Origin of the sequence: Pedobacter sp. PACM 27299, from assembly GCF_001412655.1 — a bacterium.
GTDB lineage: Bacteria > Bacteroidota > Bacteroidia > Sphingobacteriales > Sphingobacteriaceae > Pedobacter.
Genome location: NZ_CP012996.1, coordinates 4,155,842 through 4,174,794, shown reverse-complemented (window position 1 = coordinate 4,174,794; position 18,953 = coordinate 4,155,842). Strand labels below are relative to the sequence as shown.

Here is an 18,953-nt window from a genome sequence, read left to right as displayed (position 1 = left end):
AGGCATCGGATAATGTTACCTAGTATTTCTGGTTCCACCCAGTGATATTGCCGCTGAGTGGGAGCGTCACCATGCTTTGGTGATCTATCTGATTACTTTGCACACTGTGGCTTTCTTTAGTATTGGTTCTTGTCGTTGTTTTAGTAAATAACGCATTGGATTCGGGACTTAAACTGTTTACTGAAATACTCAGCCGAGCGTTCTTATGAATCTTAAGTTCAGCCTCAGCACTGCTGATCTGATCTTTAGCCAATTCGGATAAATCGTTAAAATAAACCAGGTTTCGCTGAGGAACACATGCGCTGAAGAAGAGCATACACAACACTAGAATGTAGGTTTTTTTCATGAGGATACGGCTGAAGTATTATGATGACTAAAGTTATCTATTTAGAATTCAGTAGTATATGATTTTCTTTAAGTTGTAAGGAAATTGTTAATATGGGCGTCGTTATTGATAGTAATTTAATCAAGATCTGGTAGGAATTGACAGTTTGTAAAAGCAGAATTATAGAAACAACAAATGCAGTTATTTTTTCTACTTCATTAACGGAGTTAATTTGTAAGATGGTTTCAAAATTTTTATATTGGGATAACGCGATTGAAAAAATGATCGGTTTTAAAACTATTAGATCTATGTTTGACGAATTGAGTAAATACAAGCAGGGCAATTTCTTTTTTCAGGCAACGGACAGTTTAGTAGAAGTTTGCAATGTATCCTCGTATAATTATGGGCTATACCTGGTGTATGCGTTAAGAAAGGGGAGAGTGGAATTGGTTTATATCAATAAATCTGGTCCGCCGGAAAAATCAAAAGAGCTGAAACCCAATCCAGATATTGTGGACGACCTGCGGGAGAACCTGTTGAATGGTTTTCAGTTTGGGGAGATTGAACGTAAGAATTCCTGGCCTGTACAAATGATGATCGAAGACATAGAAGCTTTACACATCCATTGGTATGTGACTTATGATCATAAGAATAAGGACTTGCCTGCCACTATGAAATCGAAAATCCTGCAGATTTATCAGGGAATTTATGGTCAGCTACCCCGATGGAATCAAGTCTAATCCTTATTGGATATAGACGGTTTTAATGTTTACAAATTCACGAATACCAAAAGAACTGAGCTCTCTGCCATAACCACTTTGGTTGATTCCACCAAAGGGCAATCTTGAATCTGATTTTACCAGACTATTTACAAAGCAGGATCCTGCGTTCAATTTCTTTGCCGCAATTTCTTCGCCATGTGCTTTTGAAGCTGAAAATACTGCTGCTCCTAATCCAAACGGACTATCATTCGCAATCTTGATCGCATCTTCCTCATCCTTTGCCGTGAATATTAAAGCTACCGGACCAAAAAGTTCTTCCTCATACGCTGGCATTCCCTTCTTTATTCCAGTTAAAATAGTAGGGCTGTAAAACGCGTGTTCGCCTTTAAACTCAGGGATTTTCCCCCCAAGAACGCATTTTGCCCCAGCTTTTATATTGTCCATTACCTGTTGATGTAACTCATCACGCAGGTCTTTTCTGGCCATAGGGCCAAGGTCTGTCTGCTGATCATAGGGATCTCCGGTGATTTTTGACTGCATCTTTTTAAGGAAGATTTTCATGAAATCTTTTTCTATCTCTTTTACGAGAATGAATCTTTTTGCAGCTATACAACTCTGACCATTATTGATCAGCCTGCTTTGCATGCAGATTTCTGCGGCCTGTTCCAGATCGGCATCTGCCAGTACGATATAAGGATCGCTTCCACCCAATTCCAGTACTGTTTTTTTCAAATGATAACCTGCTTGCTGTGCAACTTGTTTGCCGGCTTCCGTACTCCCGGTTAAAGTAACCGCTTTAATGAAAGGATGGGCAATGGCCTGTTTTACAACTTTACTATTGATCAGTAAAACGTGGAAAAGATCTTTTGGAAAACCTGCTTCTTTAATGACTTCCTCGATGGCCAATGCGCAGCCGCTCACGTTGGAAGCATGTTTCAATACGCCCGCATTACCCGCCATTAGAGCAGGGGCTAAAAAACGAAACAATTGCCAGAAAGGAAAATTCCAGGGCATCACCGCAAGCACTACGCCCAATGGTTGAAAGCTGACATAACTTTTACTGGCTTCCGTAGCAATCAACTCGTCTTTTAGGAAATTAGCGCCATTAGAAGCATAAAAATCACATACAGCAGCACATTTTTCAATTTCGGCAATTCCTGCAGGTAATGGTTTTCCCATTTCTTTAGCCATTAAAGTAGCCAATTCCGTTTTACGTTTTAACAGCACTGCGGAAGTATTTCTAAGGAACTCAGCACGTACAGAAAAACGGGTTTCCTTCCATTTTAACCAGGCCTGATGTGTCTTTTCTATTTTCGTATTGACCTGCTTTTCTGTATCTTCTGTATAGGTTTTTATCGTTTTTCCATTGGTTGGGTTCACTGAGATCATACGCTTCTGCTTTTGTATTTAGATTATAACAGCAATTAAACAGGGGGAATTGTTTTATTATTTTTTCGACATGAATTTCCCTGAACTATTTGGGAAGATAAATAGTTTATGGCATTAAAAAAACGTTTTTTCTAAAATCAGGTATTTGTACCTGAGTTTTGTTCCGCAGGCTTTCCAGGTAAGTGTTCCAGCTGTTCTTTGAGGACTTTATATTCTTTTTCCAGCACTTTAAACGCTTTGTGATCCGGGCGATGGTGGTCATGGTCTGCAATTTGTTTTAAATAACTTTCAGCTGGTACTCATTGTCTTTGAGTTATACTAGTGGTTGACACTTTGTTTTTTTTATAATTAAAAGGTAGCTGAGCTGGCTTCATGAAGATTTTGGTAGGTCTACAGACTTGATTAGGCCCTATCAACCTTCAAGTAATCAACAATAAATACACAAGGAAAATAAACATCTTCATGATCCAGTCCTAAACTGATTCTTGCACAAATAAAGCGCTGGGGTGGTTTATCCAGGTTATAATACATAAGATAGACCAGAGTCATAAAATAAACCGGAATGGAAGCGATAGAAAAACAGAATATACTTTTTGAGCAAATTACCGAGGTCGTTAGCCTCGCCAGAAGAAAAGCATACCAGCAGAGCAATGCGATTTTGCTGCAAATGTATTGGCAAATTGGACAGCTCATTATAGAAGACGAGCAGGAAGGGAATGCAAAAGCGGCCTATGGTAAATCAGTATTGAAAAAACTAGCTCAGCAGCTTACGCTGGAGTTTGGAAAGGGGTTTGATGAGCGTAATTTGAACAATATGAGGGCATTTTATAATGCTTTTTCAATTTGGAATGCAGTGAGTACCAAATTAAGCTGGACTCACTACAGAATGATTAGCCGACTTGAAACCAATGATTTAAGAGCTGAGTACATTCGGTTTGCTGTTGAAGGAGGATGGCCACGCGCACCTGACAGCGAAATATCAGGTCGCTGTATGTGGGGCGGGTGCTGGAACCAGGGAAGGAGGAAGTTCCAAATGCTCAAGAACTCATCAAAGACCCTTATATCTTTGAGTTTTTAGGTTTGCCTATGGATACTAAAACTTCAGAAAGCTGAAATGTTTTGTATGGATTGACTGGAAAACAGATCAGCTTACCCACAGTGCAATTGTGGCACATGGATAGGTATGTCCGGATATACAATGACCTGAAAAAAGGAAAGGATGACCATCCAACTATTGGCGTTATACTTTGCTTGAGAAGGATGAAACTATCGCTAAATATTCTGTGCTGTCAGAAAATGAAAAGTTATTTGCCAGTAAATATCGATTGTACTTACCTAAAGAAGCTGAATTGAAGGAATTGATAAAGCAAGATCTCATCCGGCTAGAGCTAGATCAAATTATACCAGCTAAGTCATATAAAAATGACAAACAAATGAAGGCCTAAGTGGTTGATATCCTGAGTTTTCTTTGTGTGAATTATCGGATAGTAAAAGAAAGCATCCTATCAATTTAGGTAATAAAATTAGAGTAAATGAAAATTTTACCAGAAATGGGGAGGATTGCCCCAGTCTTTACCCCATTTATCAACGGTATTTTTTGGATTTTTGGAAATTGATGGAAATAATTCGTAAAACATCTTGTTTTCTTAAGGATTATTTGATAAGGTATTGTATTTTTGCATAAAAATTCAAATAAATGACTCGTAAGAATAGTAATTCGGAAAAAACTGCGGATGTTGTATTGATTGGAGCAGGAATAATGAGCGCCACATTAGGTGTATTACTTAAAGAACTGCAGCCGGATATCACCATAGAAATTTTTGAAAGACTGGATGTTGCTGCGGCAGAGAGTTCTGATGCCTGGAATAACGCCGGCACCGGGCATTCTGCATTTTGTGAGCTAAATTATACGCCACAATTAGCAGATGGTTCAGTAGAAACTGGAAAAGCGGTAGCTATTGCAGAATCTTTTGAAGTATCCAAGCAGTTTTGGTCGTTCCTGGTTAATCACAACCTGGTAGGATCACCCGAAACATTTATTAAGAGCATTCCACATGTAAGTTTTGTGTGGGGAGAGAAAAATGTTGCGTTTTTACGTGAACGTTTCGACAGATTACAGGAAAATCTTCTTTTCGAAGGAATGAAGTATTCTGAAAATCCTGATCAATTGAAAAAGTGGATGCCTTTAGTGATGGATCAACGTGATCCTAAAGAAAAAGTAGCTGCAACAAGAATGACCATGGGAACGGATGTGAATTTTGGGGCGTTAACCAGAATGATGTTCGACACGCTTCAGAAAATGGAGGGAGTAAGCATGCACTTTTCTCATGATGTGAAGAAACTAAAGCAAAAGAATGGGCTTTGGGAAGTGAAAGTGAAAGACGAAGCTACTGGTGATAAACGTGTAGTGAAAGCTAAATTTGTTTTCATCGGTGCTGGTGGTGGCTCATTGCCATTGTTAGAAAAATCTGATATTCCTGAAGGCAAAGGTTTTGGAGGCTTCCCGGTAAGTGGACAATGGTTGAAATGTATCAATCCAGATGTGATCGCCAGCCATGATGCCAAAGTATACGGAAAAGCTTCGGTTGGTGCGCCGCCGATGTCTGTACCTCATTTGGATACTCGAATGATCGACGGTAAAAAAGCATTACTTTTCGGTCCTTACGCAGGATTCTCTACGAGATTCCTGAAGAATGGATCTTTGATGGATCTTCCGATGTCGATTAAGGTGAACAATATCCGTCCAATGATTTCTGCCGGACTGGACAATTTACCGCTGACAAAATATTTAATCAATCAGGTACGTCAATCTCCGGAAGACCGTATGACGGCTTTAAGAGAGTATTTGCCAACTGCCAAAATGGAAGATTGGGAACTGGAAACTGCTGGTCAGCGTGTACAGGTGATCAAAAAGGATGAAGAACATGGTGGTATTTTGGAGTTTGGAACAGAGGTAGTTACCGCTGCTGATGGCTCTATAGCTGCTTTATTGGGCGCTTCACCAGGTGCATCTACTGCGGTTTCTATTATGATTACTTTAATGGAACGCTGCTTTGGAGAACAATTGAAAAGCAAAGAATGGCAGAAAAAATTGACTGCTATGATTCCTTCTTATGGCCATGCACTCAGCAAGAACATGAAAATGACCGAAGAAATTAGGTCGAATACCACAAAGACTTTAAATTTACGTGAAGCGGAATAGTGCTGATCTAATTACGGACTAGTATTTATTAAATACTGGCGTATTTTATATAGGTAAATGGCTTTTAGTGTAAAAACTAAAAGCCATTTATTTTTTCAGATCAGATTTATGGCGATTGCCGCTGGTCTATTATTGTAAATGATTATTTATTGAGCTTCTAAGATCCATTGTTGATTAGCAGTACCTGTAGTTCCGTTCATAGAATATAAAACAAGCCTTTGGCCATTGGTGCTGCTGCTGCCTGGATTATCCAGGATGTAATGACTGGACATATTACTCTGAATGACGTATTTATTGGTGCCCACAGATACCAGGTTCCATTGCTGGTTGATGGCATTGCTGATGGTATATTGGATCACATTTGAACCAATGGTTTGAGTTCCTCCAGAAATGTCTATAGCTTTATTACTGTTACTATTGATCAGCACAGTTGCCCCATTTTGTGAGCTTAATTTCCATTTTTGTTCTGCGCCTGTACTGCTGATCGATTGTACAATATAGGTGCTATTTGCAGTGCTGCTTCCTTCTACAGACAGGTATAATCCGCTGGATGCGTTTTTTAGTCTGTACCAGGTCGCAGGTGGATCGCCAGGAACCAGTGTCGAGCTGATTGCAGGAGCGACCTGGTTAAAAATATCAGTGATGGTTACCCTGGCCGTATAAGTTCCGCTCCCTGGCGTCACATTACTAAAGGTTGCAGTTCTTTTTTGAGGAAGCACTTCATTAATTGTATTGACTACTGTTCCGTTCGGGTCTAGTAATTCCACTTTTGAAGAGAATTGCGGTGTTTTTGTGGCGTTGTTGCTCCAGCTGATGTATACGGTATTTCCTGAGTAAATTGCAGAGACAGACTGGGATTCTCCAACGGTAATCACAGGTGCAGTGCCTTGATTGGTTTGTGCAGGGAGGGCTAAAGTACGGCCGGTACCAAAAGCGGCATCAGGTTGTACGGTACCCCCATGTTCCATAAAATAGGCATCTTCCGCCGCATCATATCCAGAATTAAAAGCACGGTCGTAAATGCCATTCCTACCCTCATCCCCAGCATTGGCACTGAAACTTCTGCTGGTATGTTTTTGCCATACATTGGTCGTACTTAAATTCCAGCAGTCTTTGAAAAAAGCTTTCCTGATGAAACTGCCATCGTAAGCTGGATTGCTGCCTGTCCAATTTTCGAGAAAGGAATCATTCCCAGCACCTAAAAAAGTGGTACGCTCTGGAATGGCAAGGGTAGAGGTGTGGAACCAGGTACCTGTGCTCATGTTCTGGATGAAGGTGCCAATAAACAGTTCTCCATTGAGTTTCCAGGATCTGATGGCAATATTGTACCAGGTATTGAGCGCCCATTGATAGGGATTAATGGTTTTGTAACCGTCACCTTCACCACCGAATCTGCTGCTAATGGTATTTGGTGCCGTATAGGCTACCCTGGAGAATACGCCACCTGCGGTATTCGGATCCCAGTGTGATGCAATCAGAATGTTTGGTGTGCCAAAAGAATTGTCTGGGGTTTGCTGTAAACCATTGTAGCCACCTGAGTAATTGTGAACAGAAAAATATTCTGCATTCGCGGATTCGGTAATCTTAATTTTGTGAATTTTTGCAATGGCATCTGAAGGGAAAGAAAAGAAAATGTGCTGCGATGGTGCGGCATTTTCTGTGCCTGCAAGCGCCAGGGTTTGATTCTGCTCCCGCTGTTGTTTTTCAATGCCTTCACTGAGCATAGACTTTTGACAGGAAGTAAGGGAGGTAAATAGAAAAAGCAGCAGTAAAACCGGCTTTGGAAAGAGATGGGTTAATTTCATAATGATTTGGTTTAGAGATTGATTTAATGCTCTATAAGTTCAGAAGAAGGTTTGATAATCAGTTGGTTTAGTGATGCGCAAACGGTTGTGTAAGCTGGTTTCCTCTGAATAATGATTCTAGGAAAGCAGCGCTTCTTTTTCTAAGCCCTGTCTCAGGACATGGTGTGACTTTCATTCCCCCATTTAAAATTTAAGAGATATTTTATGGCTTTTTATCTTTTTTGTAGCTATGCAAACGTTTGTGTAATCTATTATGAGGGTACTTGTTCAGTAAGCTTATCTTCCGAAACTTCAGTCAGGAGTTGGAAAGTATATGGTTGGGAAGATCAGATTTTTAAATTCGGACCTCCTTAACATAATCATAACATTAAATTAACTTGTTTATCCTAACAGGATTCGATTTTTCATCCCTTTTAGATATTATAAATCATCCAGTTTAACTACTGAAAATGAGCATTTTAATCTCTTTTTAATCTGATTTTAATCTCATGTTAAGCCTGCTTCGTGTTCATGTTAATTTAATATTAACGTGATCCAGCCAGAGTAGTTTTGATGGAAAATTTAAACCTAGAAAATGAAAAAAGAATTCAGCAATTATGTTGTTTACCTGGCGTTGATGTTCCTTGTGTTTATAGGACTTGGAGTTCAGGCTCAGGTAACGACCTCCAGCATGAATGGTAAGGTTCGTGATGGTAAAGGAATGGGGATCCCCGGTGCAAGCGTACTCATTTTACATCTGCCAACCGGCACAAAGTATGGTGCTGTAACGGGTAAGGATGGAGCATATCGGGTGAACAACCTAAATCCTGGCGGGCCATACCAAGTGACTGTTAGTTATGTAGGTTATAGCCCTCAGCAGCAAAAAGCAATTACACTAAACCTGGGTGTAGACCTGCGCCTGGATTTTATGCTGCCCGAAGAAGGTCAGCAATTGAATGAAGTAGTCGTAGCAGGTACTAAGGGAGGTGCAAAGGTGGGTGCAGGAACAAAAATCGGCCAGGAGCAGATTAAAACACTGCCTACAGTGAGCCGAAGCTTGACTGATTTAACACGATTAACCCCTCAGGGGAGTAAAGACAATTCCTTTGTAGGAACGAATTTCAGGTACAATAACGTTACGATTGATGGGGCCATTAATAATGACGCAATTGGATTCAGTCCTTCTTTGGGTGGGCAGAGTGGAAGTTCTGGTATGCCGGGCAGCAGCACACGTACTAACCCTGTTTCTCTGGATGCGATACAGGATGTACAGGTATTGCTGGCACCTTATGATGTTAAAATTGGAAACTTTACAGGAGGTAGCGTGAATGCGGTGACGCGTTCTGGTACCAATGATGTGAGTGGATCGGTGTATGGATACGGTAGAAATGCAGCGCTGATTGGCAGAAATAAAATCGGCGATAATGCCAGAGAACCTTCGGCCTTTTATGACTATCAAACAGGTTTTCGTCTGGGGCTTCCTATTATAAAAGATAAACTCTTTTTCTTTACAAATGAGGAGCTCACCAGAAGACAAGATCCTGTTATTTTAGGTGCCGGATCACCGGATATGAAGCTCATCACCTCTGATGAGGCTAAATCGATTACTGACCACATGATCAATGCGTATGGGATTGATCCAGGTACAGCCGGAAATTACAATATCTACTCCAAATCCAACAAGTTTTTTAACCGTTTAGATTGGAATATTGATGATAAAAATCAATTGACGATCCGCAACAACACCATCCGTTCAGAGGCGACGAATTTAGAAAGAGACCAGGCGAATTTCAGGTTCTCTGGGATCGACTTTAAGCAGACGAATAACCAGAGTTCTACAGTTGCAGAATTGAAAAGCAGGCTTTCAAATAACGCTTCCAATAGTTTGGTGGTTGGCTATTCTAATATTCATGATTTTAGAGATCCATTAGGAAACCCAGCAGTGCCGCAGATTGAGATCAGTTCTCGCGGGGGAACGATTTTCCTGGGTACCGACCGGGAAGCGAGTATCTTCAATATGAAACAAAAAACCTTTGAGTTTACAGACAATTTCACCTTTACAAAAGGAAAACACACCATCACATTTGGTACACATAATGAACTGTATAACATCACTTATGGTTTTGTAAATGCCTGGAATGGACGTGTGGCTTATGGTAGTATTGACGACTTTTTGAAAAACCAACCATCCCGGGTGCGTACCAATTACAACTACGCCAACAACAGCAGGGATTACATTATGGCCAATCCTCCCGCTGAATTTAAGTTGAACATGTACAGTGTTTATGGAGAAGATCAGTTCCAAATCACAGATAGATTTAAGCTGACTTATGGATTGAGGTTAGACCTTGCTGATTTACCAAATAAACAGCCTTTAAGTGATAAGACCATTAATGCACCTGCAGATCCTAATTATGGAATGACTTTTACCTATACAAAACCAAAAGACATTAAAAATGATTACCTCGGACAAGTTCAGGTGTCGCCAAGAATTGGCTTCAATTATGACATCAATGGTGATCAAAAAATGATTTTAAGAGGGGGAAGCGGATTGTTTACCGGAAGGGTTCCATTTGCCTGGTTAGGTTATGCGTATTATAATAATGGCGTTACTTTCGGTGCTTATGATCAAAAATACAATTATGACCCGGCAAAACCATTGGTTAAACCAGCTGCAGGATCTGATCCGATTAAAGATGCTTTAAATGGAAATGGAGAGGCAGGATATGTGGCGAAACAAGGAGTAAATGTGAATGATGCCAATGGCGCAACGCAGGTCGATCTGATCGACAATAATTTTAAAATGCCTAAAACATGGAGGTCAAGTTTAGCTTTTGATTATAAAACTGATGACTCCTGGAAGTTTACAGTAGAAGGGATTTTCACGAAAGTGATTCATGATCTGAAGTTTCAACAAGTGAATTTTACGGATAATCCAACTTATAATATCTATGATACGGAGCATCAGCAGCCTATTTATCCTAGTAGCAACAATAAAATTAACCCTGCTTATAGCAATGCGTATTTGCTGTCGAATACCAGTCAGGGATACAGATATAGTTTAACCGGACAAGTGACTAAGTCCTTTCCTTTTGGCCTGGATGTAATGGCAGCATATACTTACGGACAGTCGAAAGACATCACCAATGGGATTAGAAACTCGATGGAATCTAACTGGCAGTTGAATCAGGCTTTAAATCCTAATAATCCAGGACTTGCTTATTCTAATTTTGACATTCGCAACCGCATCGTGTCTACCGTTAATTTTAAACATGCCTGGGATAGCCGTAATAAATATACAGCCAACTTCTCCTTGTTCTTTAGCGCGCAATCCGGCTCCCCATATTCTTATGGATTCCTGAATACGACCATCAATGGTACTGGACAGAATGTGAGTTTAGTGTATGTTCCAAAAGCAGGAGAGACACCTCAGTTTTTCGCGAAAACACCGGATGGGATCCAGCAAGCGGCTGCATTTGATGCCTTTATCGACGGCGATCGCTATTTAAAAACCAGAAGAGGGTTATTTACAGAGCGTAATGGCGCACGTACCCCATGGAATGTACAGGCGGATTTTAGGTTTTCGCAAGACCTGATTGTTTCTGAAACAGCCGGGCATAAACACACGCTGACTTTCACTTACGACATTGTGAACTTAACGAACTTGCTGAATAAAAATTGGGGTGTTCAATATTTCTCTCCAAATACCTATAATTCTATGGCAAGTGTAGGTCTGAAAGCGGTGACTGCCGGAACTCCAACGAGTTATCCTATCTATACTTATGATGTGAATAATACGAGTACTTATGCGAAAGATTTCTTTGCTTCCAGATTCCAGATGCAATTTGGGTTGAGGTATAGTTTTTAGCTAAAACATTTTTAGTAGTTTCGTTATTTATAGATAAACTAATCACAAAAATATGACTTCAGTAAAAGCATACGCAGCTCATAAATCAGATAAACCATTGGAACCGTATCAATTAACTCGTCGGGAGCCGGGTGCGGATGATGTGGAGATCAAAATTTTATATAGTGGGGTGTGTCATTCAGACATCCATACGGCAAGAAATGAATGGGGAGGTACGATGTATCCTGTCGTTCCAGGCCATGAAATCGTAGGTAAAGTGAGCCGTGTAGGGGCTAATGTAAGTAAATTCAAAGTAGGGGATACAGTAGGTGTAGGCTGTTTTGTAGATTCTTGCGGTCATTGTAATAACTGTAAAGACCATCAGGAGCAGTATTGCGAAAACGGACATTCACAGACTTATAACTCTTTTGAGCAGGATAAGAAAACCATAACTTATGGCGGTTATTCCACACATATTGTGGTGACTCAAGGATTTGTATTGAGCGTTTCCGATAAGTTACCATTGGAAAAAGTGGCGCCATTGCTTTGTGCGGGGATTACTACTTATTCTCCTTTGAGACATTGGGGCGTGAAAAAAGGACATAAGCTGGCAGTCGTAGGCTTGGGTGGTTTAGGCCACATGGCTGTAAAACTTGCCGCTTCTATGGGTGCTGAAGTAACGATGCTGAGTCGTTCTCCGGAAAAAGCGAAAGATGCTGAAGAGTTAGGTGCGCATCATTTTGCATTGACTACAGAAAAAGAGACGATGAAAGGTCTGGCGAATACGTTTGATTTTATCATTGATACGGTTTCTGCAGAACATGATTACAACGAGTATCTTGCTTTATTGCGTACCAATGGAGTGATGATTTTGTTGGGTGTTCCTCCAACGCCTTCGGAAGTACATGCGGTTCAATTAATTTTTGGTCGCCGTAGTCTGGTAGGTTCTTTGGTGGGTGGTATCAAGGAAACACAGGAAATGTTAGATTATTGTGCGGAGCATGGCATCACTTCCGATGTGGAAATGATCAGAATGGATCAGATCAACGAGGCGTATGAGCGTACCCTGAAAGGTGATGTTCGTTATCGATTCGTGATTGATATGGCCACTATAGATTAATTGTTTTAGCGTTTTTTTGCGACCCGGTAAGTTAAGACTTACCGGGTTTTTTTATAAATTGTAGTAATTGTCCTGCAAACCAGTTTGGTGCCAAACAATTTGATAGTTAAAAACGTTAGCTTTTTACACATGGAAAAAATGCCTCGCTGGTCTAAAATTACGCTTAGAATATTTATTGGTTTAGTCGCTCTTGTTGCTCTCGTTTTTGTTGGACTCGGTTTGTATGTAAATGCAAATAAAAAGACGTTGCTGGCTACAATAACAGAACAATTAAATAAAAATCTCAATGGATCTTTAACCATTGGCAGTATGGACCCTACTTTTTTTAAAGGTTTTCCAGGGGTATCTATCAGTCTCAAAAATGTGGTAATTAAAGATAGTCTTTGGAAAGTACACCAGCATACCTTATTGGAGGCGCAGGATTTTGAAGTCTCAGTAAACACAATGGCCTTGTTAAGAGGAACTATTGAGATCAAAAAAATAGGTATTAATAATGCTAAAATAGACTTGTTTACCGATACTTCCGGATATAGCAACACCGCTGTTTTTGGAAAGAAAGATAAGAAAAAATCAGATTCGACTAAGGCGAGTACCGATGCTCAATTGAAACAATTCAGCTTAAATAATGTGAATTTTATTGTTGACAATAGAAAGGGCCATAAATTGTTTCATTTTGAAGTCGCCGATCTGGATGGAAAGATGGATTACTCCTTTTCAGGATGGGAAGCGAATTTGAAGTTAAAGACGCTGGCAAAGAGCATGGCCTTTAATACGAGAAGAGGCAGCTTTATCAAAGATAAGGTGCTGGAAGGTCCTTTTAAGATCAATTATGATGAAGATACAGGGATTATCCTGGTTGCTCCTAATCAGTTGAATATCGGAAAGGATCCTTTTATTATCGGTGCTAAATTTGATACCTCAAAAGAAAATACAACTTTTACCATTGACATTAAAGCGCCTTCCATTTTATGGAAAGATGCGGCCAATTTACTGGCACCAAATATTACAGAGAAACTGCTGATGTTTGATTTGAAAACACCAATAGATGCCAGTTGTATCCTAAACGGGGACATGGGGCCAGGTGGTGATCCGGAAATTAATGTGACGGCGATCGTAAAAGATAATGTTTTAAAAACTCCGGGAGCCATTATTGACAGCTGTAACTTTAAAGGCACCTTTACCAATAATTATGAAAAGGGTAAAGGTATTACTGATCCGAATTCAGCGATTAAATTGTATGGATTTAGAGGTTCCTATACAGAAATGCCTTTTTCAATTGATACGGTAATGATTCTTGATTTGGAGAAACCTATTGCTACAGGGGTATTCAAGTCGAAATTTGCTGTTGCGAAGCTGAATAAAGCAATTGGAACAGAAACATTGAGGTTTGGGAAAGGAACAGCAACAGTGAGGTTGGCTTATAAAGCCGATATCGTTGATTTTAAACTCCATAAACCACTGGTGACCGGGGTAGTTGACGTGGTGAATGCAGATGTAAGTTATGTGCCAAGGAAGTTGAATTTTACCAATACTGCGGTGTCCTTGAATTTCACTACGGATGATCTATTTATTAAAAATATTCGTTTGCAGAGTGGAAAGAGCATCGTAATGATGGATGGCCAGATTCGTAATTTCCTGAATTTATATTATAACGATCCAGAGAAGATCTTGCTGAACTGGCAGATTAGAAGTCCGCAGTTACATTTAGGAGAGTTTTTAGGTTTTCTGGGAACAAGAAAGCCAGCTAGAGCGTCGAAGAAATCTTCAAAAAATACCAGTTTCTCAGAAGATGTGAACGATTTATTTGAGAAGAGTAAGGTTGATATGCACTTAAGGGTAGCCAAAGTATATTATAATAAATTTGTTGGTACAGATGTTACCGCAGATTTGTTTCTTTCTGAAGCTGGCATTGGTATGAAAAATATTTCTGTGAAACATGGTGGAGGTGCGATGAAGGTAAATGGGAATATCTCCCAAAAAGGAAATATGAATCGTTTTTTGGTTAACACGACCTTAAGCAATGTAGATATTAAAAACTTCTTTTATTCTTTTGATAATTTCGGGATGACTACGCTGACTTCTAAAAACTTGAAAGGTTTTCTTTTTTCTAAGTCGACAATTGGCGGTTTGATTACGGATCAGGGAAGACTGGTGACCAATTCTTTAGGCGGTAATATTGTATTTGACTTAAAACAAGGGGCATTACTGCAATTTGAACCGGTAAAAAGTGTGGGTAAATTTGCTTTCCCTTTCAGGGATCTGGACAATATTACTTTTAGTAACCTGAATGGTAAGTTTGATGTTCGTGGGCCGCTGATTACGATTGCCCCAATGCAGATCAATACAAGTCTCCTGAATATGGACGTATCTGGAGTATATTCTATGTCGAAAGGGACGAATATTGCAGTAGATGTGCCGCTTAGGAATCCGAAAAAGGATGCGGATATCATCGATAAAAAGGAAATTCAGGAGCGCAGAATGAAGGGAATTGTACTTCATTTATTGGCAACTGATGGGGAAGATGGTAAGATTAAAATCAAGTTGAATAAAAACCGGAATAAAGATAAGTAGGTTCAATTTGTGATTCGTTTAATTAATTGCACTCTGTTTTCCTTGTTTTACGCTATAATGTGCTGAAATAAAAATTAAGTTGATCAAATATCTTGTAATAATACTCAAAATATGTTTATTATATAATTACTTACTTTTAAGGTAATTTGGTATCTTGTGCTTTATTGACAAGTACTAAAATGAAAAATATAGTCTTATTGATTTGTCTGTTGTTTATATTTCACAATATACATGCACAAATATGTGGAAGTCCAGGTAAAGATGGTGCAACAGGTTTTCGGAATAGAGTAATCAATACTTATTTCTCGCCGGCCACAGATATGGTCCTTCCCCAGGGTTCCAAGCAAATTATGCTCAATGGCGTAGATCTGTCTGGAGGTCTTTTCTTCGATAATTTTGGAACGACTCCGATTAGTCCTGGAGATTTGCTGATGGTGATTCAGATGCAGGATGCGACCATTAACTTTAGTGATGATGCGAGATATGGAAGCAATAATCCACTTTCAGGACCGGATGGGCGTGGAGGTACCGGCTTTACAGATTTGGGAAGCAGTGGTAAATATGAATATGTGCTGGCTATAAATTCGGTGACCCGGAATGGTGGTTTACTGATTTTTAAGGGCCTGGGAGCAGGTGATGGTACGGTAAATCAATATATAAGTGCAGCGCCTACTTTGTTCCGTGGTTCCAGAAGTTTTCAGGTCATCAGAGTCCCGCAATACGCAAACTTAACATTGGATTTAGATCGGGAAAGTGTCAATATGCCCCGGTTTAATGGGAAAGTTGGAGGCGTACTGGCTTTCAATGTTGCAGGTACGTTGAACTTAAATGGCCACAAAATAGATGCTTCTGTGAGTGGCTTTTTTGGAGGAGATAAAGCCCGTGGTTTTGAGCGCGCAGATGGTTATTATAATAGGAATGATGTTTATGCTCAGTTTTCTACCAGAGATCTTGCCGAAAGACACGCTGGTAAAGCAGATGGGGTTGCAGGTTCGCCAGCTTTTGGCTTTCCATTAGGAACCAGAGGGATAGGCGCGGCTGCGAATGCTGGTGGTGCCGGATACCTGAACCTTGCAGGCGGCGGCGGCGGTGGCAATGGTGGCGCTGGTGGCGTAGGCGGAAATGGCGCGGCTACCGGTGATCCCAGAGATGTTTTTCCAAATGGCGGGCGTCCAGGTTCTCCAGTTTATACGGTCAATGCGGATCTTGATAGATTGATTCCCGGAGGAGGAGGTGGTGGTGCAGACGTAAATGGTTATGATATTTTTAACATTACCGCGGCAGGTGGCGCGGCAGTGATGATCAATGCAGATCGCATCACTGGAACAGGTGCTATTATTTCAAACGGAGCGAGCATATTGGCGCCTTGGGCAAATCCAGGAGATTATAATGTGATCCTTTCCGGTTCGGGTGGCGGTGCTGGCGGAACTATTTTTGTCAATGAACTTCGTGGCGATTTACCGGCTAATGTGAGTATAGAAGCAAGAGGAGGGAATGGCCATAACATTGCTTTAAAGAATTCGGTGATGTTAACGAATGGGCCTGGTGGCGGTGGTGGTGGCGGACAGGTTTTCAACTCCCTGTCTCCTTCCAGGGCATCCACAAATGTAACCAAAGGTAGTGCTGGTATGGTTTATGAGACTGGCGACAAAAAATCTGCTGCTGATGGTCAGGATGGAAATACCCAGTCTTTTAGAAATAGTGATCTTCCCCGGCATTTAAGGTATAATGTTTGTTTTCCGGAGCTGTATACGAAGGTTGCTTTAAGCAATTTAACCGCTTTAAATTACCCAGGCAGTCAGTTAAATTATACCATCCGAACCAGAAATTTAGGACCTGCTACTGCTGTCGATGTTCAGCTGGAAATGAAACTGCCGCCAGGTTTTTCTTTTGTCTCCGCAAAAGCCAGTTATACCGGGGATTCCAGCGGACCGGAAACATTGGTTAATCTGGATCCTACGGCCAGACGTTTGCTGGTAGGGAATTTCAATTTGTTTCCAGGGGATGAGGTCGTGATTACACTGACTGCTAAAATTGCTTGTAACGTGATACCCGGTACTTATCATGCCAGTGCGCAGTCATTAGCCCCAGATCCTTTAAGAACTGCTGCTAATCCAGATCGCTTAGTGACTCCTGCGGTCAATGCTTTTCCAAATACATTTTTCAGTTACGAATCTTATCCAGATCCTGTTCCAGGCAGCAATTACAATGGAGACCTAGCAGCTTCAAGTGCTGAAGATGTAGTGGTCGTTATGGCTAATATTACTGGAAATGTGATTCAGGCACCACAAATTTCAGTATTCTGTTTGAAAGGAGATCCTGGAATTATTCAGGGGATGGAACCTTCCGGTGGCCCGGTTCCCTTCAGTTATCAATGGCAGCAATCATCCAATGGCCAGGATTTTACTAATATTATCGGGGCTATAACTGAGCATTTTGATCCGCCACTACTTACTGAATCTGTTTATTACCGGCGGAAAGTAGTGATGGGTGGATGTATAGACGTTCCAAATTTCAGCAATATTGTTCTGATGAAGGTCGAGCAGTCTTTACCTGTACCCGGTTTTCTGATGCCAGATGCTTGTGTGAATGATGGGGCGACCTATTTTAAGAATACTACTGTGCCTGATGATGATGATGCTTTGGGTATTTTGACTTACGTCTGGGATTTTGGAGATGTTTATTCTGGACCTGGTAATCCCAATACTTCAACAGATAAGAATGGTCGCCATTTGTTTAGCAGAAGCGGGGAATATACCATTACGCTGACTGTGAGCAGGGCTGGGATTTGTCCTCAGACGATAACCAGGGGTTTCCGGTTTAACGGCCTGCCTACAGCAAATTTCAGCATTCAGGGAAGTACGTATTGCAGCGGACAAGAATTGGCATTTGAGGACAGGGCTACTGTAGATTACGGGGAGATCACCAGAATTGAATGGTATTTTGATGATCAAAAACCTACTGAGGTGCAGGTAGATTTACAGCCGGAAAAACGCAATGCCGGAGTCAGGATTTTTAAACACCTGTATCCAGCTTTTCATAGTCCGGCAACCAGGACTGTGAGCGTTCGGATGGTGGTTTTTTCGGGTACTTCCTGCAGGGATGAAAAGTTAATGTCTTTTATTTTACAAGCGAGTCCTGAACTTACTTTTGATGCTTTGCCTGCCATTTGCAAGAATGCGGATCCATTTCAGCTGACCCAGGCAAAGGAGGTCAGGGGGACAGCAGGGGAAGGAAAATACTTAGGAAGGGGGGTTAATGCGCAGGGAGAATTCAGCCCTGAACTGGCTGGTCCGGGGACGTATTCAATCCAGTATATTTTTACCGCGGAGAATGGCTGCGTGGTAGAGAAAAGTCAGCAGATTACAGTACTTCCAGTACCAGTGGCGGATGCAGGTGCGGATATTTCTATGCTGGAAGGAGGAAGTCAGCAACTGGCATTGGATAGTAAGGTGCCCGCAGGAGGGGGGAACTCTGGATTGAGGTATAAATGGACTCCAGCCACTTTCCTGGATCGTGATGATGTAAGGAACCCAGTTTGCGCTCCAACTTTAGATCAGGTTTATACGCTGACTGTTACCGATGGGGAGAGTTGTGCCAGTACCGATCAGGTGAATGTTCGACTAATTAAAAACCCGCAGATTCCCAATACCTTTAGCCCAAATGGTGACGGGATTAATGACGACTGGAAGATAAAATACATGGAAAGTTATCCTCAAGCCACGATTGTCATTTTTAACAGGTTTGGGACCAAGGTGTTTAGCGGTGATGCAAAGTCAAAGCCCTGGGATGGCAAATTTAAAGGGAAGGATCTGCCAATAGGTACTTATTTTTATGTGATTGATCCGCATAACGGAAGAAAGACGCTTTCAGGATCAATTACAATTTTAAGGTAAGCGATGATTTGTGCCATTTGCCCCCTTAGGGGATTTCTTTATGCGCAACTTATATAGGTGATAAAGGGAGTTACGAAAACCCGGAATAGAGTGGGGC

General features: G+C 41.0%; 10 protein-coding genes. 7 read left to right on the top strand and 3 right to left on the bottom strand.

The features are described from left to right. Window positions 1-19: 19 nt before the first annotated feature. On the bottom strand, window positions 20-346 hold the full coding sequence (locus AQ505_RS17600) for a hypothetical protein (RefSeq protein WP_062549380.1): 327 nt from the start codon (window positions 344-346) through the stop codon (window positions 20-22). A 287-nt stretch (window positions 347-633) separates the two neighbouring features. On the opposite strand from AQ505_RS17600, the gene AQ505_RS17595 reads away from it, so the two are divergent. Further along, window positions 634-1,065, top strand: coding sequence for a hypothetical protein (locus tag AQ505_RS17595; RefSeq protein ID WP_157262463.1), 432 nt, complete (start codon window positions 634-636; stop codon window positions 1,063-1,065). A 3-nt stretch (window positions 1,066-1,068) separates the two neighbouring features. On the opposite strand, the gene AQ505_RS17590 is transcribed toward AQ505_RS17595, so the two are convergent. Then, entirely contained in the window at window positions 1,069-2,436 is a 1,368-nt protein-coding gene (locus AQ505_RS17590; RefSeq protein ID WP_062549378.1) for an NAD-dependent succinate-semialdehyde dehydrogenase, read from the bottom strand. 562 nt (window positions 2,437-2,998) lie between these two features. Between AQ505_RS17590 and AQ505_RS26475 the strand changes: the two genes are divergently transcribed. Together AQ505_RS26475 and AQ505_RS17575 are read left to right on the top strand one after the other, a co-directional pair. Next, window positions 2,999-3,514, top strand: coding sequence for a DUF1016 N-terminal domain-containing protein (locus AQ505_RS26475; RefSeq protein ID WP_062549377.1), 516 nt, complete (start codon window positions 2,999-3,001; stop codon window positions 3,512-3,514). Window positions 3,515-4,132: 618 nt separating this feature from the next. Then, a complete protein-coding gene (locus AQ505_RS17575) occupies window positions 4,133-5,638 on the top strand; it encodes a malate:quinone oxidoreductase (RefSeq protein WP_062549375.1) in 1,506 nt (501 codons plus the stop codon). Between the two features lie 146 nt (window positions 5,639-5,784). Here the strand turns inward: AQ505_RS17575 and AQ505_RS17570 are convergent, their stop codons facing one another. Further along, a complete protein-coding gene (locus tag AQ505_RS17570; protein ID WP_062549374.1) occupies window positions 5,785-7,443 on the bottom strand; it encodes a DUF3472 domain-containing protein in 1,659 nt (552 codons plus the stop codon). 574 nt (window positions 7,444-8,017) lie between these two features. On the opposite strand from AQ505_RS17570, the gene AQ505_RS17565 reads away from it, so the two are divergent. The 4 genes from AQ505_RS17565 (at window position 8,018) to AQ505_RS17550 (ending at window position 18,856) form a co-directional block, all read left to right on the top strand. Beyond that, window positions 8,018-11,290, top strand: a complete 3,273-nt coding sequence (locus tag AQ505_RS17565; protein WP_062549373.1) for a TonB-dependent receptor — start codon at window positions 8,018-8,020, stop codon at window positions 11,288-11,290. Window positions 11,291-11,342: 52 nt separating this feature from the next. Then, entirely contained in the window at window positions 11,343-12,389 is a 1,047-nt protein-coding gene (locus AQ505_RS17560; protein ID WP_062549372.1) for an NAD(P)-dependent alcohol dehydrogenase, read from the top strand. Window positions 12,390-12,518: 129 nt separating this feature from the next. Then, entirely contained in the window at window positions 12,519-14,960 is a 2,442-nt protein-coding gene (locus AQ505_RS17555; protein WP_231634922.1) for an AsmA family protein, read from the top strand. A 179-nt stretch (window positions 14,961-15,139) separates the two neighbouring features. Continuing rightward, window positions 15,140-18,856, top strand: coding sequence for a gliding motility-associated C-terminal domain-containing protein (locus tag AQ505_RS17550; protein ID WP_062549371.1), 3,717 nt, complete (start codon window positions 15,140-15,142; stop codon window positions 18,854-18,856). Window positions 18,857-18,953 lie beyond the last annotated feature (97 nt).